Raw genomic sequence first — 21,233 nt, 5'->3', positions numbered from 1 at the left:
GGTTCACTACCCGATTCGCATCGTCCGGTAGTACGCGACTGCGGTGACGACGCCGACGGTGGCGAGATACGCGACGGCCCACCCGAGCGGTTCGAGCGCCACGCTCGCGGAGAGTCCGGCGTCCACGGCGACCTCGGTCGCGAAGTGGCCCGGCAGGTACGCCGCCAGCCAGTGGGGGTCGCTGACCATCGGATTCTGGAAGAAGAACACGTCCACCATCGGCGCGAATAGCAGGAGATAGACCCCCGCCAAGCGCGAGAGGACGAGGCCCGCGAGCGTGCCGACCAGTCCGTAGGTCACCCCCGCCAGCACCGACGCGAGCGCGAACCAGCCGAGTCGCTCGGGTACCACTTCGACCGAGAGGACGCCGAGCGAGACCACGGCCGCGACCGCTCCGGCGACCGCCAGCAGACCGACCCGCGCGACCAGTAACTCGACCGGGCGATAGCCAGCGACGACGAGTCTACCGTCGGCCGAGCGCGCCGCCAGCATCAGGAACAGGCCCGCGACACCGCCGACCAGACCGCTCACGAGCGGCACGAGCAGGATGCCGTAGAGTTCCGACGAGGGAACTGCGACCGTCCCCCGGCCCGCCACCTCGACCGGAACCGACGACTCGGGCAGCAGGAAGACCAACACGCCGACGAAGTAGGCGGGCAGGAAGACCAACAGCGCGAGCAGGACCGGCGTCCGGGCGTACTCGCGCAGGCCCATCTCGAAGGCGGTCCGGGCCCTCCCCGTCCGCGGTCGACTCACGCGAGAACACCTCCCTCGCCGGTCACGCGGACGTAGACCCCGAGCGCGAGCAGGAAGACGCCACCGAGGTACGCCGCCCCGAGGAGGGCGTCGCCGGTCGCCACCGACCCCTCGAACGTCGCGGACTGGAACAGGTCGTGTGGGTAGTGAAGCGGCAGGAGCTTCAGAACCGGCGACTCCACGTCGAGCAGACCGCTGGAGAGGAAGTCGTCGAGGTCCACGAGGAACACGAGGACGAGCGACCCCTCCAAGGCTCTGGGGAGGACCGCGCCAACCAGCATCCCGACGAGCCCGTAAATCAGCGCGGCGAGGGTCAGCGCGCCGAACGCCGCGGTCGGAGCCGCGAGTTCGACGCTCCGCCAGAGGGCGGCCGTCGAGACGCCCGCGACGAGTGTACTCCCGAGGACCACCGAGGCCAGTCGAGACGCGAACAGTTCGGCCCGGTCGTAGCCGCAGATGCGCAGTCGCTCGTCGGCCTGTACCGCGCTGATGCTCTGGAACAGGCCGAGGATGCCCGCGAGGAAGGCCGCGGCGTAAATCGCGCCGTTGACCCGGCCCGTCTCGGCCATCGTTCCCCCGGCGAGGTGCGGGAGCTGCGGGAACGCCGACATCGCGGTCCCGTAGCCCTCCACGACGACTACCGGGAGAACCACGAGCAGCGCGACGTTGAGCGGCGTGCGGACGAACGCTCGGACGTGCGAAGCGACCCCGACCCGGAGTCTGCGCAGGCGACTCGCGCGTCCGGCGCCGGTCGCCGGATTCGCGCTCTCAGGCATCGGTCTCTGCCTCCCGCGCCGACTGGTCCCCCTTGGCATTCGCCCCGCCGGTCGGGTCTCGGGGGTCCTCGGTCGGCCGGTCGGCGAGGTCGGCGTCGGTCACGTCTGTCAGGCGGCCGTCCGCCAGTTCGAGGATGCGGTCGAACCGCTCGCGCTCGCTGACGAAGTGGGAGATGACCGCGACGGCGATGCCCCGGTCGGTCAGTTCGTCGGTCAACCCCCAGAACGCGAGGTAGGTCTGCCAGTCGAACCCGGTGTACGGTTCGTCGAGGAACAGCACGTCCGGGTCGGCCATGACGGCGACGCTCAGGTTGACCTTCTGGCGGTTCCCGCCGCTCAACTGGTCGACTCGGTAGTCGAGGAACTCCTCGAAGCCGAGTCGGTCGGCGAGTCGGTCCCGGGCGTCTCGAATCTCCTCGCCGGTCATGCCGTAGGCCGTCCCGAACAGTCGAAAGGTCTCGGCGACCGTCAGTCGGTCGTACAGCAGGGGGTCTTGCGGGCACCACCCCGCAACGCCGTCCACGACCACTTCGCCGTCGTCGGGTTCCATCGCGCCGACCAGCGTCTTCATCAGCGTGGACTTTCCCGACCCGTTCTCGCCGACGATGCCGAGGATTTCGCCCGCCCGAACGTCGAGGTCCGCGCCCCGGAGCACTTCGACCGAACGGGTGAACGGGAGCGGCGAGTCGTACGTCTTAGTCAGATTTCGCCCGCGGACCACGACGTCGCCCGCCAGTTCGTCGCTCGATTCGTCGCCGTCTGACTCGTCGCTTGATTCTCTTCCGTCGGACGTCTCGGAGCCGTCTTGGACTCGATTCCCTATATTCACCATATACCGAATATTCCGCATAACACGATTTATGGGTTTCGGTCGCGTAGGTCCGACCGAATGACCGACGCCGAGTCCGAACCCGACGGGAGCGCCGCGAGCGACGCGTCCGAATCCGAACCCGGGGACGCCGAGTCCGAGGCGGTCGAGCACGCCCGCGAGGAGGTCGTGGAAGCGATGGCCCGCGCCGCGGAGGTGTACGGCATCAAGCCGAGTTACGGCCGCCTGTACGGCCTGCTCTACTTCGCCGAGGAACCGCGCTCGCTCGACGACCTCGCGGCCGAGAGCGACTACGCCAAGTCCACGGTCAGCACCGCGATGACCGCGATGGAGCGGTACCACCTCGTCCACCGGCGGTCGATTCCCGGCGAGGGAAAGAAGGCCTACTTCGAGGCGGAGCGCGACCTCTGGCACGTCTTCCAGCAGTTGCTCAATCAGGAGGTCCGCAGCGAGGTCCGCATCATGACTCGGGCGCTGGACGAGGCGGCCGAGACGCTTCGGAACGCCGACTCCGAGCGCGCCGACCGGGACCTGCAGAAGGTCGAGCGACTGCTGGGGGTCTACGAGAGCGGCGAGACGGCGCTGAACGTCCTGACGAGTTCGTCGTTCGACAGCATCATGAGCGTGTTCCGGCGACTCCGGTCGAGGGAGTAGGTGGTCGCAGTCGGAGGAGCAGGCCGGTTGCGGTCCGAGGGGTAAACCGGTCGCGGGCCGGGGAATAGACCGGCCGCGGACTCGGGAGATTCCGCGTCGCCGGGCGACTCGGCCCAGACCCTTAAATCCATTACCCGCCACGCGAAACCCACCACTCGATGGACACGTGGAAGCGCCGGACGCTCTACTACCTCGGGACGCTCGTGGTCGTCTTCTTCGCCTTCGCGCTGGCCTACGACTACGGAATGGCGGTCTACGAGAGTCACGAGCAACCGTTCTACCGGTCGATGCAGGTCGTCGTCGAGACCTTCACCACGACCGGGTACGGGTCGGACGCGGGGTGGGAGTCGCTGGAGATGAACATCTTCGTGATGGTGATGGACCTGACGGGCGTCGTCCTCATCTTCGCGGCGCTCCCTGTCTTCGTCGTCCCACTGTTCGAGAACGCGCTCTCTACCACCCTGCCGACCGCCGCGGAGGACCTCGAAGACCACGTCGTCATCTGCACTCACTCGCCCCGGGCCGAGGCGCTCATCTCCGAGTTGGAGTCGTGGGACGTGGAGTACGTCATCGTGGAACCCGACCGCGAGACCGCGCTGGACCTCTACGAATCGGGCCACTCGGTGATTCACGGCGACCCCGAGTCGGTGGAGACGCTGACCGCCGCGAACCTCGGCGAGGCGACCGCGCTGGTCGCCGACGCCAGCGACGAAGTGGACGTGAGCATCGTTCTCACGGCACGCGAGGCCGAGGCCGACGTGCGAATCGTCAGCGTCGTGGAGGACCCCGAACACGAGACGTACCACGAACTCGCGGGCGTGGACGAGGTGCTGTCGCCCCGGCGACTCGTCGGCGAGAGTCTGGCGAACAAGGTGACGACCGCCGTCTCGACCGAACTCGGGAGCGCGGTCGAAATCGGCGAGGACTTCGAAATCGCGGAACTCTCCGTCCAGCGGGGGAGCGAACTCGTCGGCCACACGCTCGCCGAGAGCGGCATCCGCGAGCGGTCGGGCGCGAACGTCATCGGGGCGTGGTTGGAGGGCGAGTTCGAGACGCCGCTCTCGCCCGACGTGGAACTGGCCGCGGGGACGGTCCTGCTGGTCGCCGGGCGGCAGGCCCAACTCGAACGACTCAAGGAACTGACGCGCTCGCAGGCCCGCCGACCCCGGCGGGGGTCGGTCCTCGTCGTCGGCCACGGCGAGGTGGGCGCGACCGTGACCGACGCGCTCGCGTCCGCGAACATCCCCTACACGGTGGTGGACATCGCGGAGAAACCCGGCGTGGACGTGGTCGGCGACACGACCGACCCCGAGACGCTGGAGGAGGCGGGCATCGAGGAGGCCCGTACCGTCGTCTTCACCGTCGCCGACGACACCTTGACCGGGTTCGGCACGCTGGTCGCGCGCGACCTCAACCCCGGCATCGAGGTGCTGGCCCGCGCCGAGGAGACCGAGAACGTCCGGAAAATCTACCGCGCTGGCGCCGACTACGTGCTGGCGCTGGCGACGGTCTCCGGACGTATGCTCGCCTCCACGATTCTGGAGCGCGAGGAGGTCATCTCGATGGACAAGCAGGTCGAAATCGTCCGGACGACCGCGCCGGAGTTCGCCGGACAGACTCTCTCGGAGGCCGACGTGCGCGCCCGGACCGGGTGTACCGTCGTCGCGATAGAGCGCGACGGGGCGGTTCTGACCGAAATCGGCCCGGACTTCCGGTTCCGGCGCGACGACGACGTTATCGTCGCGGGCACCGACGAGGGCGTCAATCGGTTCACGACGCTGGCGAACTGAACCGGGAGTCAAGTGAGCGGTTCCAGCTTCGAACCATAGAGCCACTGAGATGCGTATACAGGGACGGTTAGCTGCCAGCGAGAGTACCGTTGTCGCGGGTGGCCGAGTCAGTGTAGAGGAGGTAGCCCATCGTAACTACAGAAACGGCGAGCAGTTCGCCGGACGGAAACCATCCCGGGACTTCTCCGGTTTTTAGACCGACAGCGTAAAGCAAAGTCCATCTCCCCGAGAAAAGAAGTAGTGGAATTCCAACGAATCGGATGGAGCCGTCCTTCCAAAGGAAAGCCAGCCCGAAAAACGCAGTCCCTACCATGTACGCCAGAGGGCTGAGCCACAGGAGATACGGAAATTCGGGTACCGGACGAAGTAGAAGGGTCAGGAGACCAGTCAGATATAGAATCGGTGTGAGTGCCATCAGCGTGCCACCCATAACTGCTAGCCGAGGAGTCTCGGAAGTCAGCCGGTGATACAGGCCCAGCAAAGCAATAAACGGGAGTACACGTCCAACGACCCCGGGGTGAACGGCGGCGAAAATGAAGCCAGCCCATCCCGGTAGTCGCTCTCCAGACGCGAACCCGGCGAAATCCGGGAAAGCCGGGGCCACAATCTGGATTATTAGAAACCCTCCCGCGACCAAAAGGAGGGTTCCGGTCTTTTCTTCGAGCAGTTCTCGCAATTCCAATCGGTTCATTGATATTAATTTCTCACTGCTGACCGGTATTAGATGTTTTCATCCCTATAAATAATCGTAAGCAAGTACGACAATCTGCTCGCCCACTTTCTCACCCGTCGTACAAATACGATAGCAATTACTGGTAATGGTTAGCGTGACAGCGGTGCTCTGTGAGAGATTTCTCGAAAACGTCGTCCTAAGCCGCGTCTTCCGTTGCCAGCGGCCACGAGAGCCGAATCCACGCGACGAAGATGGCCGCGCCGACGGTCTCGGGAATCGCCAGACCCGGACCGACGCGCAGGCCCGCGCCCCACGCGAGCCACGAAGTGAGGTGGCCGACTCCGAGCCAGATGGCCGCGAGACCGGCCGTCGTCGTCTCGATCTGGCCTCTCGCCGCCCCGGCCCGGACTCGGCCGGAACCGTACAGGAAGAGTCCGTAGGTCACGAACAGGTAGAGCGAGACCGCCGCCGGAAAGTGGTACGCGGTCCCGGTCGGGAAGACGCCGACCAGACCCATCGAGAGCGCCGCGAGACCGAACGTCGCGGCGCCGAGTCGCGTCAGGAGTCGCTCGGCCGCGAGCGCGACCCGCGCGACGTACGGAAGCGCGAGGATAGCGCCGAGTATCAGTCCGCCGTTGAAAATCGGCGCAGTCGGCGCGCCCGCCCGACCGAGGTCCGAGAGCGCGCTGTCCGCCCACGAGAAGGTAGGTGAGAGGAGGGTAGAGACGAGTATCGCGCCGAGCGTGACGACGGGCGCGGCCGCGCCGGAGGCGCGGGCGACCGTGCGGAATCGGGAGTCGTGAAGGAGGGACATGTCGGTGGTTTCCGATAGCCGGTTATTGAGACTGTCGTTCGATTTCTGGTTCGATTCGGGGTCGTCGCTTCGCTCGTCTTCGAGGCTATCGTCTCGCTCGGCCAGACTCCGCTCCCGACGACCCGCCACTCGGTGACTTGATGACTGAGTGGTTCGGTGGCTCTCGTGGTTTGCTATCGTATACCATTTCGAGGGCCGGGACGCGCAACGGAGTCGAAAGCCGGGATTGGACGCGAAAAAGCGGCGGTCAGGCGCGGAACGAAGCGTTCGGCGTCGGGACCACTGGCCCGAGGACTCGCGCGCGGTGGCCTTCTCGGCTGGCGGTTGTGGCCCGTTAGCGGGGCTAGGCTCTCTTTATCCCGGTGCAAGCCGGGCCTACCGTCACAAGATACTTATCGGAATTCGCCGAATCTCCGACGAACGCCCGCACGACCGTTCGAGAAGCGATTGTGCGGGAGGGGGCAGATGGGGAAATCATGACACGAACACGCAAGAGTATACTGTTAACAGCACTGCTCGTCGTCAGCGCGCTGACGGCGGGCGTGACCGGTGGCGCAGTGACGGGAGCTGAAACGACGTATCGAGCGCAGGACAGCGGAGCGCAGGACGACGGCGACGACTACACTGCCGTCGATTCCGGCGAGGTGTTCTGGCAGGGGCAGTTCCTCGAACTGTCCGCGAACCAGAGTAACGCGGGCGAGGTGTGGGCGCTCCGGCGCGTCCAAAACGGACAGGTCGGGTCGCTCGCCACCGAGGTTCTGCTCGACGGGAGCGGGTCGGCGGTAATCAGCACGAGTAACCTCGAAGGTCAGTACGTCATCGTCAACCAGAACGAACAACCGGTCGTCTTCCAGAACGGGACCGCGCAGGGAACCGGGAGCGTGAGCGAGGCGAGTTTCGAAATCGCCAACCAGACGCTCAACGCCACCTTCGCGGAGAGCATGGTATTGAACGACGATAGCTCGGACGCTCGGACGGACCTCCGCCTGCAGTCGAACCGCGCGGGCTACGGGTTCTACCTCTTCTCCGAGCAACTGAGCGACCAGCAACTCGCCGACATCTTCGAGTCGGTCGAGGTGCGAAACGGCCGGGCGGTCGCCACGCGCGAGGCGGGCAGCGACGCCTACTTCGAGGCCAACTTCACCGGCGTCGAACCGGGCACGTACGACATCTCGGTGGTCACGAGCGACGGGGCCGCCGAGGACAGCGCCACGATAACCGTGGCCCAACCGGTCGACGGGTCCGCCTCGCTCGGGAACGCGACCTACACCGAACAGCGCGGCGACGTGGTCCGGTTCAACGTCACCTTCGACGGAACCGACCGGGCGACGGTCCGACTCGGGTCCGAGCAGGTCAATTACGTCTCGCAGTTCACCGTCGTCGACCGGAACGGCGACGGGACGGCGACCGTCGCGCTCGACACCTACCGGGCGGGTCTCTCGCCCGACTCGCCGGGTATCTCGGTCGTCGGCGAGGACAACTTCACCAACTTCCAGTTGCTGACCGACCCGATTCCGGGCCGCCTCGACGTGGCGACGTACCCCATCGAGGTGAGGGTCGGTACGACGCGCACCGCGGTCGGGTCCATCCTCCTGACCGAGCGCTCGACCGGGGGCATCCAGACGTGGACCGCGCCCGCTTCCGTTGACCTCGACAACGCGAGCCAAATCGCCCAAGTCGCGACGCAGGACAGCGACGTGGCGTTCCAAGACTGGGCCATCGTGCAGGTGCAGGCGTCCGGTCTCTACAGCTACGTCCAGAACGTGTCCGACCTCAACAACAACTCGACGGGACTGTCGATGAACCTGACCAAAATCGGCGGTCTCAACGTCCCGCCGGAACAGGTGTCGCTGGACAGGGGTCGGCTAATCGTGGACGAGTCGGGTAACCAGTTCTTCCTCGTCATCGACTCCGACAGACTGGAGCAGGGCGCGCGCTACCGAGCGAACTTCACTATCTCGGCCGAGAATCCCTACGTCAGCGAGGGGAACGCGACCTCGCTCGTGACCAACTTCACGGTGGTCAACCGCTCGGCCTCGTTCGACCGCCCGGTTCGGGTGTCGGCGGGCCAAGCGACGATATCCGGGAACAGCACACTCGCGCCCGGAACTGAGTTGAACGTCGAGGCGGCCAACACCGGCCAGACGCCGTTCCTCAAGCGCCAGACCGCGACGGTGGCCGAGGACGGCACGTGGGAGGCGACGTTCGACTTCTCGGACGTGCAACCGAACACGAACTTCACGGTCTCCATCGACGACCCGCAGGTCAGCGTGAACGGCACCGTCGTCAGCGGCGGTGCCGCCGGTGAGCAGACGACCACTGCCGGCGAGACGACGACCGCCGCTGGCGGGGAGACCACTACCGCCGGTCAGGAGACGACCGCGGAGGGCGTCCTCGGCGGTGAGGAGACGACGACCGAGACCGAAACGACGACCGAAACCACGACCGAGGCGGCCGTGGCCGACGACACGGCGACGGTCACGGAGGCGGGGACCGCACCCGCGCCCGGTTTCGGCATCGGCACGGCGGCGCTCGCACTCGCGGCGGTCCTGCTCGCGGGCGCGGCGTTCGTCGGACGGCGGCGCTGACGTAGCGGCACCGACGCGACGTCCTTCTTTTCGCTCCGGCACGACGCCGACTCGTAACACGCAATTACTTCTGGTGTAACCCCTGTTTCAGCCTGAACCTACGCGCCGTTTTTTGCTCGCGGCCGTCGGACCACCGCCATGACGACCACCGCAGACATCGCCGACTTCGCCCTCGGTCTCGACTTCGAGGACCTCGACGACGACACCGTCACGGAACTCAAGAAGCGAATCCTGGACTCGCTCGGCATCGCCGTCGCCGCGATGGAGGAGGAACCGGTCTCCGTCGTCGGCGACACCGTGGCCGAGTTCGGCGGGGAGGGGTGTTCGCTGTGGGGCGGCGGGGCAGGCGGTTCGACCGCCTCGCCACCCGAGGCATCGACCGCCTCGCCACCCGACGCGACGATGTACAACACGACGCTGGTCCGCTACCTCGACTACATGGACTCGTTTCTCGCGCCGGGGGAGACGCCCCACCCGAGCGACAACGTCGCGGCAGTACTCGCCTGCGGGGAGTACGCGGACGCCTCGGGCGAGGACCTGATTACGGCGGTCGGGGTCGCCTACGAGGTCCAGGGCGCGCTGGCGTGGAACGCGCCGGTCCGCGAGCGCGGGTGGGACCACGTGACCCACACCGTGATTTCCGCTGCTACCGGGACCGGGACGATTCTCGGACTCGACCGCGAGCAGTTGCGGTCGGCCGTGGGCATCGCGGGCACCGCACACAACGCGCTCCGGGTGACTCGCACGGAGGCCATCTCGGAGTGGAAGGGCATCGCGTCGGCCAACGCCGCACGGAACGCGGTCTACTCCGTATTCCTCGCCAAGAACGGGATGGACGGCCCGAAGAACCTGTTCGAGGGCCAAAAGGGCTGGAAACAGGTCGTGTCCGGCGAGTTCGAGGCCGAGTTCACGCCCGCCGAACGGGTCCACGACGTGATGGCCAAGAAGTACGTCGCCGAGACCTACGCCCAGTCGGCGGTCGAAGGAATCATCGAACTCGCCGAGCGCGAGGACATCGACCCCGCTCGCGTCGAGCGCATCCACCTCGACACCTTCGCCGGTGCGAAACTCATCATCGGCGGCGGCGAGGGGAGTCGCTACGAGGTCGAGACGAAGGCGCAGGCCGACCACTCGCTGCCCTACATGCTCGCCGCTGCGTTGGTGGACCGCGAACTGGGAAACGACCAGTACGAACAGGAGCGCATCCGGCAGTCGGACGTGCAGGAACTCCTCCGCAAGGTGGAGGTCGAAGAGAACACGGAACTGACGACTCGCTTCGAGAGCGGCGAGATGCCCGCCCACGTCACGGTCGAGACGAGCGACGGGACGGTCTACCGCGTCGAGAAAGACCACTTCGAGGGCCACCCCAACGACTCGATGTCGTGGGAGGAAATCGAGCGGAAGTTCCACGAGACCGCCGGAGAGCGGTACGACGACGAGCGTCGCGAGGAGATAATCGAGACGGTGGCGGAGTTGGAGGAACACGACGCGTCTGAACTGGTCGCGCTCTTAGACTGACCGGACGAGTCGCCGGACCGACGAGCAGTGCGACTCCGCCCGAACAAGTTCGGGACAACTCCCTCGCCTGCCCGCGCCCTCGATTCACCTATGGGAACCAGCAGTAACTCGTCCGGGAGCGACGACCGGGACCGCGACGCGGACCTCGACAGCGACGCGGAACCCGTCACCGAACGGGTCCACGACAACTCGTGGTCGGCGAACCTCGAAAAGCCCCACCACGCCGAGAGCCGGGACCTCGTGGTCGAGCAGGCCCGGCAGGCGGTCGAACACACCGCGGGCGGCAACCACGTCAACCTCGTCACGCACGGGGACCACGGTCACCCCGAGACGTATCTCTATGACGCGCTGGCCGAGGCGTTCGGTGACGACTCGCTGTCGTGGGAGTACGTCGAACAGTGTGGCTGTGGCGGCCACGTGACTCGGGTCCACGTGGAGTAGCGTCGATTTCGCTCCCTATTGCCGGATGTACAGCGTGGCGATACCGAGAACGATGAACAGGATACCCCAGTACAGCGACGGCCACGGCAGTATCTCCAGCGCGAGCGTGACGATACCGGACGACAGGAGCGACCACCCGACCGTAGTCTGATAAGTCATGGCCGTCTTACGGGTTCGAGGTAGTTGGGTTCTGGGGCTGGCGACGTCGAGACGGCGCGCTGGCTAACAGTAAAGAGGCGGTTCGTCGTAGCCCTCACGGGGGAAACCATGGCCAGAGCATTCGACTTTCTGCACGTCAACGAGCGCGAATCGAAACCGCGCGAGCGGGGCATCACCGAGATTCGGGGACCGTACTACGACCCGATGGGGCCGCGAGAACTGCGCGACATCCTCGACACGATGGGCGAGTACGTGGACATCTACAAGTTCTCGGGCGGGTCGTTCGCCCTGATGCCCGAGGAGGCCGTCGAGGAACTGATTTCGGTCTGCCACGAGTACGACGTACAGGTCTCGACCGGCGGATTCGTGGAGAACGTCCTCGTCAGAGACCACGACAAGGTCGAGCAGTACGTCGAGGAGGCCGAGACTCTGGGGTTCGACATCGTGGAGATTTCCTCGGGATTCCTCGCCATCGACACCGACGACCTCGTAGCGCTGACCGAGATGGTCCAGGAGAAGGGACTGAAGGCCAAGCCCGAGATAAACGTCCAGTTCGGGGCGGGCGGCGCCTCCTCGGTCGAAGAGTTGGAGAGCGAGGCGGCCATCGACCCGGCGAGCGCGATTCGGGAGGCCGAGCGCCACCTCGACGCCGGAGCGTACAAGATAATGGTCGAGTCCGAGGGCATCACCGAGCGCGTCCGGGAGTGGCGAACCGACGTGGCCTTCGAGATAGCCAACGAGGTCGGCGTCGAGAACTGCGTGTTCGAGGCGGCCGACCCGGCGGTCTTCGAGTGGTACATCAAGAACTTCGGCCCGGAGGTCAACCTGTTCGTGGACAACTCCCAGATAGTCGAACTGGAGTGCATGCGGTCTGGACTGTGGGGCAAGAAGAGTTCGTGGGGCCGGGTCGCGTCGTACGACCGGACGTGACCGAGCGCGTACACGAATCGTCACGGAATCCCGACTGCTTCCTGCGATTTCCGTCTTCCATATATACCGCACCTTTACAGGCCAAGGTTTTAACGAAAGAATTTACGGTACTCGGGTCCCATCGTATTAGCATGACGCGTGTCGGAACAGAGAGGGGTGACGGTCGCCCCCACCACGGATGAACCTCAGCTATCAGCACGCGAACCCCGCGACCGGCGGCGGTTCGTATCTCCTCCGATTTCGGAGTGGGACCGCCGACCGCACGCCGTGTCTCCTCGTCGACTCCGGCGTCGGCGTCGACTTGGACTCGCTTCTGTCGGACGACGAGTATCTCGCGGCGGTGTTGCTGACCCACGCTCACCTCGACCACTACGCCTCGCTGGCCGACTCGCTCCGGGACGGCGCGCCCGTCTACGCCGCCGAACCCACCGCGAACGTCCTCGAAGACGTACTGACCGAGGGCGAGAAGAACTACGAAATCGGCGCGACCGGCTCGGCGGCCGACGCCGTCGAACCGCTCGACGGATGGGAGACTGTCGTCCCGGACGTGGAAGTCGCGCCGGTTCCGGCGGGTCACACCCCCGGCGCGGCCGGGTTCGTCGTCCGCTTCCGCGACGGGTCCCGCGCCAACCACGTCCTGTTCACCGGCGACTTCACGACCCGCCGGGCGGCGGGCTATCCCGGCCTCCGGGCCGACCTCCCGACCGGAATCGACGCGCTGTTCGTCAACGTCTCCACGACCGACGACTTCGAGGAGACGCTGACCGACTCGCTGTTCACGCTGCTCGAGCGCTCGCGGGCCGGGTCGCGGACCCTCGTCACCGCCAGCGCGCTCACGGCCGTCCACTACGCCTACCTGCTGGGCCACCTCGGCGAGCGGCTCGGCGAGTCCGTCCCGGTGACGCTGGCCGGACAGGCCGCGAAACTCTACGCGGACTTCGGCTACGACGTGCCCAACGTCGAGGCGGTGCCGGTGTTCGAGTCGCCGAGCGAACTGCTCGAACGCGGCACGCTGACCTTCGCAGGCCCGGAGGTTCCCACTGAGGGGAGCGCCCGCCGCCTGTTCGGCGCTATCGAGGACGACTCGTCGGCCACGCTCGTCCAGTTGACAGCGGGCGCGACGAACCCGGTCGAGACCGCCTCCTGTACCGTCTACGACTACGAAGTGGTCAACCATCCCTCGATGTCGGCCATCGACGAGTTGGTCGCGGAGTTGGACCCCATCCACGTCGTCGCGGGGCACGGCCCCCGGCGCGCGCTCCGGCGGTTTCGGGGCCGTTACGACGAGCGGTTCGTCTGGGCCAGCGACGACGACCGCGAGCAGACGCTCTACGAGAACGGCCGGTGGTCGCCGCCGCCGTGGCTGAGCGAGACCGCAGTCCAGTCGATTCGCGCGCAGGACTGGCAGGTCAACGGCGGCCGGTTCGGCGAAATCGTCGCGGAAGCCGACCAGCGACTCCCCGAGGTGGCCCGCGCCGACGCTCCGGACCTCGACGCCGAGGGCGTCGTCGTCGAACGCCTCGACGACCGCTTCGGCCAACGCGGGACCGAGAGCGAGGCCTCGCCGTCCGCCGACCGACCGGAGTCGCCCGACGCGACCGAGACGGCGGCGGGGGACGACGCGGATTCGACCGCCGCCAACGGGGCGGAGACGGCGACCGGAGCGGAGGCGACGGTGCGCGACGACGAGACGTTCCGGCGCGAGGTCCTCGACAGACTCGACTCGCTCGCGTCCGACACCGGCGGGGACCCGGTTCGCGCCCGCGTCGTCGACTGCGGCGAGGGCGTGACCATGCTCCGCCTGCTGGACGAGACCGACCTCGACCACGGCGAAGAGGTGACGGTGGTCGTCCCGGACGACGAGTGACCGGGGTTCCGCGCGTCCCGTCGGGAGTGCAGTTCGCCGAACCGGTTCGGGAGTTCGATTTGCCGTTTCTATTCAGTCGTTCGATTCTTCGGTCCGGAGTTTCGACTCTCCGTTCTGATTCCGGACGCGTCCACCGTCGTCTCGGAGCCGTCTCTCCGTCTCGTAGACCTTCCTACAGCCGTCTTAGGAGTGGCTTAACATTGGTTTTCCGTCAGGAACACGCTCGCAGGCGACCCTCGACCGTCACCGTCGGCGAGTCGGTAGCTTTTCGGTCGTCGCCCCGAAATCTTCATCAGAATGTCATCTCCGGCGCTCAGTCTCTTCGGCGTCCTCCACGCTGACCGCCCGGCGAAGGTCCGAGCGGAACTGGACGACTTCGCCGCCGACGCGGACGCGCTGTTCGTCGAACAACCCGAGACCGAGGTGACGGTTCGGACGCTCGGGCGGGTCGCCGCGCGCACACCGACGTTCTTCCTCGGGATGTTGCTCCAACTCGCGCTGTTTCTCCCGGTCTACGTCGTCCTCCACCGGGCTTACGACGAGGCGGAGGCCATCGCCGTCCGGCGTGTCGCCGAGGAGCGCGGTCTCCCGGTTCACGAGGTGGACGACCACCCGGTCCTCTACATGAGCAGGGCGGGAGCGCGCTGGATGCTGGTCAACTGGGCGGCGTTGGCGGCGCTCGCGGCGTTCTACCGGACGACGTTCCTCGCGTTCGCCGGCCTCCTGACCGCGGCCATCGGGACGACGCTGGCGGCGCGACGACTCGACCGCCGACTCTGGCTCGTCGTCGCGATTCCCGCGACGGCGGGGACGCTCGCGTTCGCCGCGACGAGCGGTCTGCTTCCGACCGGTCTCCTCCTCGGTCCGCTCCTCGTCTATCTCGGGTCGACGGGGGCCATCAACGAGCACCGGAACGAACACCTGCTCGAACGGGTCTCGGCACTCTCCCGACGCGAGGGGTACGAGCGACCCTGCCTCGTCACGGGGAAAGCCCACATGACCGGACTCCTCGAACTCGCGTCGGACGCCGACCTCTCGGTCTCCCGGATGCACGTCTCCCGGTGGCTCAGACCCTCCGACGACGTGACCGAGAGCCCCGACCCCGAGTCGTTCGGCGGTGGCTCCGCGCTGGGTTGGTTCACCACCGCCTTCGGTCTCACCCGGCCGACGCCTCGACGGGGCACGGAGACCGACGTGTTCGGCCAGCGGACGGTCGCGGCGCTCCTCGACCTCGTCTTCGCGGCAGTCGCCGGCGTCGTCGGTGGCTTCGCGTTCGCCGTCGTCGCCGTCGTCGCACTCGGCGACGGAGCGACTCTCGGTGCGCTCGCGGCGGGGGTCGCGCTCTCGCCGTGGTTGTACTTCCTCGTCTGGGAGGCGACGCTCGGTCGCACGCCCGGCAAGTGGCTGTTCGGTCTGGTCGTCGTCGCGGAGGACGGCTCTCCGGCCTCTCGACGGGCGGTCTTCGTCCGGAACCTGCTCCGGCCGCTGGACTTCGCGCCGTTCTACGTACTCGGCTTCCTCTCGATGCTGGCGACCGACCGGGCACAGCGAATCGGCGACGTGGTGGCCGACACCGTCGTCGTCCGCGCCGGGTGACCCGACGCTCGCGCCGTCGTCCGGAGGAGGTATCGCGGCCGCTCACGACTTGTCGGTTCTCAGTGGGACACGTAGACTGCGTGAAGGGCGAAAAGGGAGTCGCTCGGGAGCTGTCCGTTCGCGGGCTTACGCGGTGATGGAAGACTTCTCGCCGAGGTGGCCCGTCTCCCACTCGCGGCGGGCCTCGATTTCGCGGCTTCCGCGGTCGGTGAGCGCGTAGTAGTTGGTCCGTCGGTCGCGCTGACCCTTGTCCACGAGACCTTTGTCCACGAGCGTGTCGAGGTTCGGATAGAGACGACCGTGGTGGATCTCTTTCTCGTAGTACGATTCGAGTTCCTCCTTGATTGCGAGCCCGTGCGGTTCGTCCTTGCCCGCGATGACGTACAACAGGTCCCGCTGGAAACCAGTCAGGTCGTGCATGAGTTACGATAGCCGATAGTTTCCCTGTAATTATAAGCTTGGTGGCCGCTTAATTCAGTTTTTTACCTAAAACCGCCAAAGCGGCGTCCCATCTTACGAAGCTGTCGGTTCAATTGATAGAAACCTGCAGGGGATTCGGGGCGACACTCGTCGCCGGAGTTCAGTTCAGGCGGTGTATAACAATGGCCGTAACGGGAGAACCGTCTGTACCGACTGCCGGAGACCGCTCGCTCCGGCGGAGAGACTATCATGAAGTATCTGTTCCTCACCAACACGCCAGCGCAGGTCCACCAGTACAGGCGCGCGGTCGCGACGTTGCGAGACCGAGGCCACGACGTGCTGGTCCTCGCGCGAGATTACGGCTGTACCGAACCCCTACTCGACCACTACGACGTTCCCTACGAGTCCTACGGGACGTGCGAGACTCAGAAGTTCTCGCTGGCCCGCGAGTTACCGAAACACCTCGCCAGAATCGTCTGGCTGACACGCCAGTTCGACCCCGACTGCGTCTTCGGTCGCGGAGCGTTCGCTGCCCTCGCGGGCACCGTCGCGGGCACGCCGGTCGTCCTCGTTGACGACTCGGGCAACACCGACCTCGACCACGCCATCTCGGTTCCGCTGGTCGACGCGGTGTTGACGCCCCACACCTTCGAGAAGGACCTCGGCGAGAAGCACTACGAGTTCCGGGGCTTCAAGGAACTCGCCTATCTCCACCCCGACGAGTACGAGCTCCAGTCCGACGTGCGCGACGAACTCGGCGTCGGTCCGGACGAGGAGTTCGCCATCGTTCGCCTGAACGCCTTCGGGTCGCACCACGACGTGGGGAAGGCCGGCTTCACGCCCGAGAAGCGCCGGGAACTGGTCGAGACGCTGGCCGAGCGAGCCACCGTCTTCGTCTCCGACGAGGGCGGCGAGATGGACTTGGACCGGACGCCCGCCCGGGCGTTCGACCTCCACCCGGCGCTCCTCCACGACGCGCTGTCGGAGGCGTCGCTGCTGGTCGCCGACACCCAGACGATGGTGACGGAGGCCGCCTTACTCGGGACGCCGGCGATTCGGTCGAACTCGTTCGTCGGCGACGACGACATGGGCAACTTCGTGGACCTCGAACGCGCGGGTCTGGTCTACAATCTCCGGGAGTTCGACGCGGTCCTCGACGCCGCGACCGACCTGCTCGCCGACGAGGACGCCGACCAGCGCTGGCGCAACCTCCGCGACCGGTACCTCGAAGACAAGGTGAACCTCACCGAAATCGTGGTCGAGGTCGCCGAGCGCGTCGATTCGGCGGACGAGTTCGACGCGCGGACCCTCGACCGAGTTTCCGGTCTCGACCCCCGAGGGTCGGACCGCGAGGCCGACCGCGCGCTCCCGTTCGGCGCGGTCCGGAGCGACGGCGGGGAGCGACGACGTGCCGAACGGAGCGACGAGCGAACCCGCCGCGAGGGAGGGCGACGGTGAACGTACTCAACCTCGTCTCGAACGAGGACGCCCGCTTCTTCCAGCAGCAGCGGACGGTGCTGGAGCGCCGGGGCATCGAGTGCGAGACGATGAACCCGCCGGGCGACCACGTGGCCCGCGAAGACATGACCGAGCGGACGGTCTCGGACTACCTCAAGTTCGTCCCGCAGGTCGTCAACGAGTCGCTCGACGGCTACGACCTCGTCCACGCCAACTACGGCCTGACCGCGCCGATGGCGCTGGCCCAACTCCGGCTTCCGGTCGTCCTCTCGCTGTGGGGGACCGACCTGATGGGCGAGTACGGGTGGCTCGCGAAGCGGTGTGCGCGCCACTGCGACGCGACCATCGTCATGTCCGAGGAGATGGCGCGGGAACTCGGCCAACCCTGCCACGTCATCCCCCACGGTATCAACATGGACCGGTTCGCGCCCCGACCGAAGGACGAGGCCCGCGCCGAAGTCGGGTGGGACCCCGACGCGCGCCACGTCCTGTTCCCGTATCCGCCCTCTCAGGACGTGAAGAACCACCCTCGCGCCCATCGCATAGTCGAACGGGCGAGCGAGCGCGTGGACGCGGACGTGGAGTTGCAGGTCGTCTACGGCGTCCCCCACGCCGAGGTGGCGACGTACATGAACGCCGCCGACGCGCTGGTGCTAACCTCGAAGCGCGAGGGGTCGCCCAACTCGGTCAAGGAGGCGATGAGCTGTAACCTGCCCGTCGTCTCGACCGACGTCGGCGACGTTCGGGACCGACTCGACGGCGTCTCGCCCTCGTACGTCTCGGACGACGACGACGAACTCGTGGACGCGCTGGTCGACGTGCTGGCCGACCCGCGGCCCTCCGACGGCCGCGAAGAGGTGCGCGACATCAGCCTCGACCGCATGGCCGAACGCATCGAAGGCGTCTACGAGTCGGTGTTGTGAGAGGACCCTCGAACGCGCGACGGTAGACAGGGCGGTTCCCGTCGGCGCTCTCTTCTTTCCTCTCTTCGTCGGTCGGTTCTCTCACGCTGTCGCTAATCCCGGTCTGACCGCGCGTAGGTTACCCCAACCGCTCCTCCGGAAACCCTCGCTTTCCCGAACGCTAGGCAAAGTGTACCAGTGGATACGCCGCGCGAAACCCGTACGGCGGTCCTATACTCGGCCCAACCCCACGCTATCCCGGTATAGGCGCTGGAGAACAAAGTGGCGAGAAACGTACGAATACTCCGAAGGAACCATGAGTTTACAGGTTAGGGAGGGCGAGGGAGTCGCCCACTCTGTCGAGCAACGTCTCGGCAGCGCCCACGTCGTCGTCGGCATCCCCGCGTACAACGAGGAGAGCGGTATCGGCAGTACCGTCCTCGGCGTCAAGCGGTGGGCCGACGACGTGGTCGTGGTAGACGACGGCAGCACCGACAGGACTCCCGAAATCGCCGAGCAGGCGGACGTGACGGTGTTGCGTCACGAGCGCAACCGCGGCAAGGGAGCCGCGGTCCGGACCCTGTTCGACCACGCCCAGCGCGTCGAGTGCGACGCGCTGGTCCTGCTCGACGCCGACGGTCAACACGACCCCGCCGACGTTCCCTCGCTGGCCGAACCGGTGGTCGAGGGCGACGCCGACATGGTCATCGGCAGTCGATACCTCGGCGACGACGCCGAAGACGAGACGCCCGTCTACCGCCGCTTCGGACAGGTCGTCCTCGACTACTGCACCTCGCGTGTGACCGGGGGCGCGGAGCTGACCGACACGCAGAGCGGCTATCGAGCCTTCTCCCCCCGAGCGCTCGAATCTCTCTCGCTGACGACCGACGGCATGGGCGTCGAAAGTGAGATGATAGACTCGGCGACCAGCGAGGGCCTGACCATCGCCGAGCGCGCCATCGACGCGCGCTACGACGACCTCGAAGGCCAGACCCACAACCCCGTCAAGCACGGGGTCGCCGTGCTGGCGTTTCTAGTGCGACTCGCAACGCGCCGACGACCGACATCCCCCCGTTCAGAAAACAGTTAACATGTCTACGATACGACTCCCCACGGACCTTAGCGACCGCTACGAACTGCTCGCCGACGAACTCGACGGGTTCGACGACGCCGACGAACTCGCCGAGTACGTCCTCGAATCGACCGCGACCGAGATCGAGCGCGGAGACGCGGCCGACGCTCGGACCGACCGCGCCGACGACGACGTGGTCGAGGACCGCCTCGAACAACTCGGGTACCTCGAAAAGTGACCATGAGCGAGGGCTCAGTCTACGTCTTCGGGTTGGACGGCGTCCCGCCCGAGTTGGTCGATAGGGGCATCGACGCCGGACGGCTTCCCAACTTCGAGCGCATGCGCGCCGAGGGCACCGACGGTACGACGCGGTCGACGGTGCCGCCGCTCTCGATGATAGCGTGGAGTTCGTTCGCCACGGGACGCAACCCCGGCAATCACGGCGTCTACAACTTCATGCTCAAGGAGGAGGGCGGCTACGGCACCGAGTTCGTCAACGCCGATACCCTCCGCGAGCAGTCGGTCCCCGTCTGGGAGTATCTCGACGCCGAGGGGAAACGGTCGGGCGTGATGAACGTCATGCCGGGCTACCCGCCCTCCCGGACCTCCGGGTTCCACGTCTCGGACAACATCACGACGCCCTCCTCGGGGTCGTTCGCCTTCCCCGACCGACTGGAGGAGGACATCGAGGACCGCGTCGGCGAGTACGACGTGGACCCCTACGAGAGCTACGACGACGGGACCGACGGGGACAACCTCGGCGGCCTGCTCGACACCTTCTTCGAGATAGAGCGGAATCGCATCGAAGTCGCCAAACTCCTCGTGGAGGAGTACGGCTGTGACTTCTACTCGCTGGTGTTCTCCGGCCCGGACAACGTCCTCCACGTCCTCGGGCACGTGCTGGACGAGACCCACCCGAAGCACGACCCGCAGGTCGCGGCCCGGTACGACGACAAGCCGCTCCAACTGCTCGAACTCTACGACGACTTCCTTGGATGGGTGATGGAGCGGATGGGCGACGACGACACGATGATGGTCCTCTCGGACCACGGCCACGGTCCGGTCTACCAGACCATCAACCTCAACTCGTGGCTCTATCAGGCGGGCTACCTCGAACTGGAGGACCGGCCGTGGACCCGACTCAAGCAGTTCGGGTACAACTACGTCTACGACGCCGTCGAGACGGTGATGAGCGAACTCAACCTGTTCTCGAAGCTCAAGATGGGCGTCGCCCGGACCAACGGCGACGGGTCGGGGCCGGACCTCGCGGAACTGCTGACCATCTCGCGCAAGGACATCGACTGGAGCGAGACGGCGGCGTTCACGGTCGCCAGCGGAGGACAGGTCTACCTCAACACCGACGACCACGAGGAGGGCGCGATTCTGCCCGGCAAGTACGACGAGGTCCGCGACCGCCTGCGCGAGGAACTGCTCGCCATCGAACACCCCGAGCGCGGCGAACGGGTCATCGACTCAGTTCTCTACGGCGAGGACGTGTACGGCGACGAGTACGACGAGACGCGCCCCGATTTGGTCTGCATGCCCGCACCGGGCTACCAGATTCAGTACCCGCAGACGATGAAGACCAAGCGCGTGTTCGCCGACCCGCCCAAAACGGGGTCCCACACCTCGCAACACGAGATGCACGGCATCTTCTACGCGTGGGGCGACCCCGTCGAGAGCGAGACCGGCGTGACCGTGGACCTGACCGACTTCGCGCCGACGGCGTGTTCGCTGCTCGACGTGCCGGTACCCGAGGAGATGGACGGCGAGGTCCGCGACGACGTGGTGGACGTTCGCGGCGAGCGAGAGCGATTCGACGGGAAAGTCGAAGCGAAGCGCGCGGTGCGAGACGTGGTCGGCGACATCGAACAGTGAGTGCGTTCGAATCGCCGCGATTCCGCCGGCGTCCGCGCCCGTCCGCGGTCGTGAGTCCCGGAACGCGAGTTCGGGAACCGAACAGTACGATTATGTGACTGCGCCGCAGTGA

20 protein-coding genes are annotated in these 21,233 nt (G+C 66.4%); 13 read left to right on the top strand and 7 right to left on the bottom strand.

Features of this window, described 5'->3' with window-relative positions; genetic code table 11:
* Positions 1-6: 6 nt before the first annotated feature.
* From M0R89_RS18850 to M0R89_RS18840, 3 genes are read right to left on the bottom strand one after another with little or no spacing between them, the layout of a single operon-like run.
* Positions 7-756 (bottom strand): ABC transporter permease, encoded by a 750-nt coding sequence (locus M0R89_RS18850; RefSeq protein WP_248652626.1) that lies wholly within the window; start codon positions 754-756, stop codon positions 7-9.
* Positions 753-1,532, bottom strand: coding sequence for a hypothetical protein (locus M0R89_RS18845; RefSeq protein WP_248652625.1), 780 nt, complete (start codon positions 1,530-1,532; stop codon positions 753-755). Before M0R89_RS18845 ends, M0R89_RS18850 begins: the two co-directional genes overlap by 4 nt.
* Entirely contained in the window at positions 1,525-2,364 is an 840-nt protein-coding gene (locus tag M0R89_RS18840; RefSeq protein ID WP_248652624.1) for an ABC transporter ATP-binding protein, read from the bottom strand. Before M0R89_RS18840 ends, M0R89_RS18845 begins: the two co-directional genes overlap by 8 nt.
* A gap of 57 nt (positions 2,365-2,421) precedes the next feature.
* Between M0R89_RS18840 and M0R89_RS18835 the strand changes: the two genes are divergently transcribed.
* Complete coding sequence (locus M0R89_RS18835; protein ID WP_248652623.1) at positions 2,422-3,015, top strand: GbsR/MarR family transcriptional regulator; 594 nt, start codon at positions 2,422-2,424, stop codon at positions 3,013-3,015.
* A 158-nt stretch (positions 3,016-3,173) separates the two neighbouring features.
* Complete coding sequence (locus M0R89_RS18830; RefSeq protein ID WP_248652622.1) at positions 3,174-4,805, top strand: potassium channel family protein; 1,632 nt, start codon at positions 3,174-3,176, stop codon at positions 4,803-4,805.
* 67 nt (positions 4,806-4,872) lie between these two features.
* Here the strand turns inward: M0R89_RS18830 and M0R89_RS18825 are convergent, their stop codons facing one another.
* Positions 4,873-5,496, bottom strand: a complete 624-nt coding sequence (locus tag M0R89_RS18825) for a hypothetical protein (protein WP_248652621.1) — start codon at positions 5,494-5,496, stop codon at positions 4,873-4,875.
* Between the two features lie 178 nt (positions 5,497-5,674).
* On the bottom strand, positions 5,675-6,292 hold the full coding sequence (locus M0R89_RS18820) for a DUF998 domain-containing protein (protein ID WP_248652620.1): 618 nt from the start codon (positions 6,290-6,292) through the stop codon (positions 5,675-5,677).
* A gap of 476 nt (positions 6,293-6,768) precedes the next feature.
* On the opposite strand from M0R89_RS18820, the gene M0R89_RS18815 reads away from it, so the two are divergent.
* From M0R89_RS18815 to M0R89_RS18805, 3 genes are all read left to right on the top strand, one after another.
* The gene (locus M0R89_RS18815) at positions 6,769-8,880 is read left to right on the top strand and encodes a BGTF surface domain-containing protein (RefSeq protein WP_248652619.1); all 2,112 of its coding nucleotides are present in this window, start codon (positions 6,769-6,771) and stop codon (positions 8,878-8,880) included.
* A 138-nt stretch (positions 8,881-9,018) separates the two neighbouring features.
* Complete coding sequence (locus M0R89_RS18810; protein ID WP_248652618.1) at positions 9,019-10,398, top strand: MmgE/PrpD family protein; 1,380 nt, start codon at positions 9,019-9,021, stop codon at positions 10,396-10,398.
* A 90-nt stretch (positions 10,399-10,488) separates the two neighbouring features.
* Positions 10,489-10,839, top strand: coding sequence for a CGCGG family putative rSAM-modified RiPP protein (locus M0R89_RS18805; RefSeq protein WP_248652617.1), 351 nt, complete (start codon positions 10,489-10,491; stop codon positions 10,837-10,839).
* A gap of 15 nt (positions 10,840-10,854) precedes the next feature.
* On the opposite strand, the gene M0R89_RS18800 is transcribed toward M0R89_RS18805, so the two are convergent.
* On the bottom strand, positions 10,855-10,998 hold the full coding sequence (locus M0R89_RS18800; protein ID WP_248652616.1) for a hypothetical protein: 144 nt from the start codon (positions 10,996-10,998) through the stop codon (positions 10,855-10,857).
* 108 nt (positions 10,999-11,106) lie between these two features.
* Between M0R89_RS18800 and M0R89_RS18795 the strand changes: the two genes are divergently transcribed.
* The 3 genes from M0R89_RS18795 (at position 11,107) to M0R89_RS18785 (ending at position 15,391) form a co-directional block, all read left to right on the top strand.
* Positions 11,107-11,928 carry a phosphosulfolactate synthase gene (locus M0R89_RS18795; RefSeq protein WP_248652615.1) on the top strand — a complete coding sequence of 274 codons (822 nt, stop codon included), beginning with the start codon at positions 11,107-11,109 and terminating at the stop codon, positions 11,926-11,928.
* Positions 11,929-12,106: 178 nt separating this feature from the next.
* Complete coding sequence (locus tag M0R89_RS18790; RefSeq protein WP_248652614.1) at positions 12,107-13,795, top strand: MBL fold metallo-hydrolase; 1,689 nt, start codon at positions 12,107-12,109, stop codon at positions 13,793-13,795.
* Between the two features lie 297 nt (positions 13,796-14,092).
* Positions 14,093-15,391, top strand: a complete 1,299-nt coding sequence (locus M0R89_RS18785; protein ID WP_248652613.1) for an RDD family protein — start codon at positions 14,093-14,095, stop codon at positions 15,389-15,391.
* Positions 15,392-15,517: 126 nt separating this feature from the next.
* Here the strand turns inward: M0R89_RS18785 and M0R89_RS18780 are convergent, their stop codons facing one another.
* The gene (locus M0R89_RS18780; protein WP_248652612.1) at positions 15,518-15,811 is read right to left on the bottom strand and encodes a PadR family transcriptional regulator; all 294 of its coding nucleotides are present in this window, start codon (positions 15,809-15,811) and stop codon (positions 15,518-15,520) included.
* 249 nt (positions 15,812-16,060) lie between these two features.
* Between M0R89_RS18780 and M0R89_RS18775 the strand changes: the two genes are divergently transcribed.
* The 5 genes from M0R89_RS18775 to M0R89_RS18755 all read left to right on the top strand — a co-directional run bounded on the left by M0R89_RS18775 (position 16,061) and on the right by M0R89_RS18755 (position 21,121).
* Complete coding sequence (locus M0R89_RS18775; protein ID WP_248652611.1) at positions 16,061-17,269, top strand: DUF354 domain-containing protein; 1,209 nt, start codon at positions 16,061-16,063, stop codon at positions 17,267-17,269.
* Positions 17,266-18,192 (top strand): glycosyltransferase family 4 protein, encoded by a 927-nt coding sequence (locus M0R89_RS18770; RefSeq protein ID WP_248652610.1) that lies wholly within the window; start codon positions 17,266-17,268, stop codon positions 18,190-18,192. The genes M0R89_RS18775 and M0R89_RS18770 overlap by 4 nt, the downstream gene beginning before the upstream one ends.
* Positions 18,193-18,487: 295 nt before the next feature.
* Positions 18,488-19,261, top strand: a complete 774-nt coding sequence (locus tag M0R89_RS18765) for a glycosyltransferase family 2 protein (RefSeq protein WP_248652609.1) — start codon at positions 18,488-18,490, stop codon at positions 19,259-19,261.
* A gap of 1 nt (position 19,262) precedes the next feature.
* Positions 19,263-19,481 (top strand): hypothetical protein, encoded by a 219-nt coding sequence (locus tag M0R89_RS18760; RefSeq protein WP_248652608.1) that lies wholly within the window; start codon positions 19,263-19,265, stop codon positions 19,479-19,481.
* A 2-nt stretch (positions 19,482-19,483) separates the two neighbouring features.
* Entirely contained in the window at positions 19,484-21,121 is a 1,638-nt protein-coding gene (locus M0R89_RS18755; RefSeq protein ID WP_248652607.1) for an alkaline phosphatase family protein, read from the top strand.
* The last annotated feature ends 112 nt before the right edge of the window (positions 21,122-21,233 follow it).

This window comes from Halorussus limi (assembly GCF_023238205.1).
GTDB lineage: Archaea > Halobacteriota > Halobacteria > Halobacteriales > Haladaptataceae > Halorussus > Halorussus limi.
The sequence above is the reverse complement of the archived record's forward strand: the minus strand, read 5'-3'. Positions and strand labels throughout refer to the sequence as shown.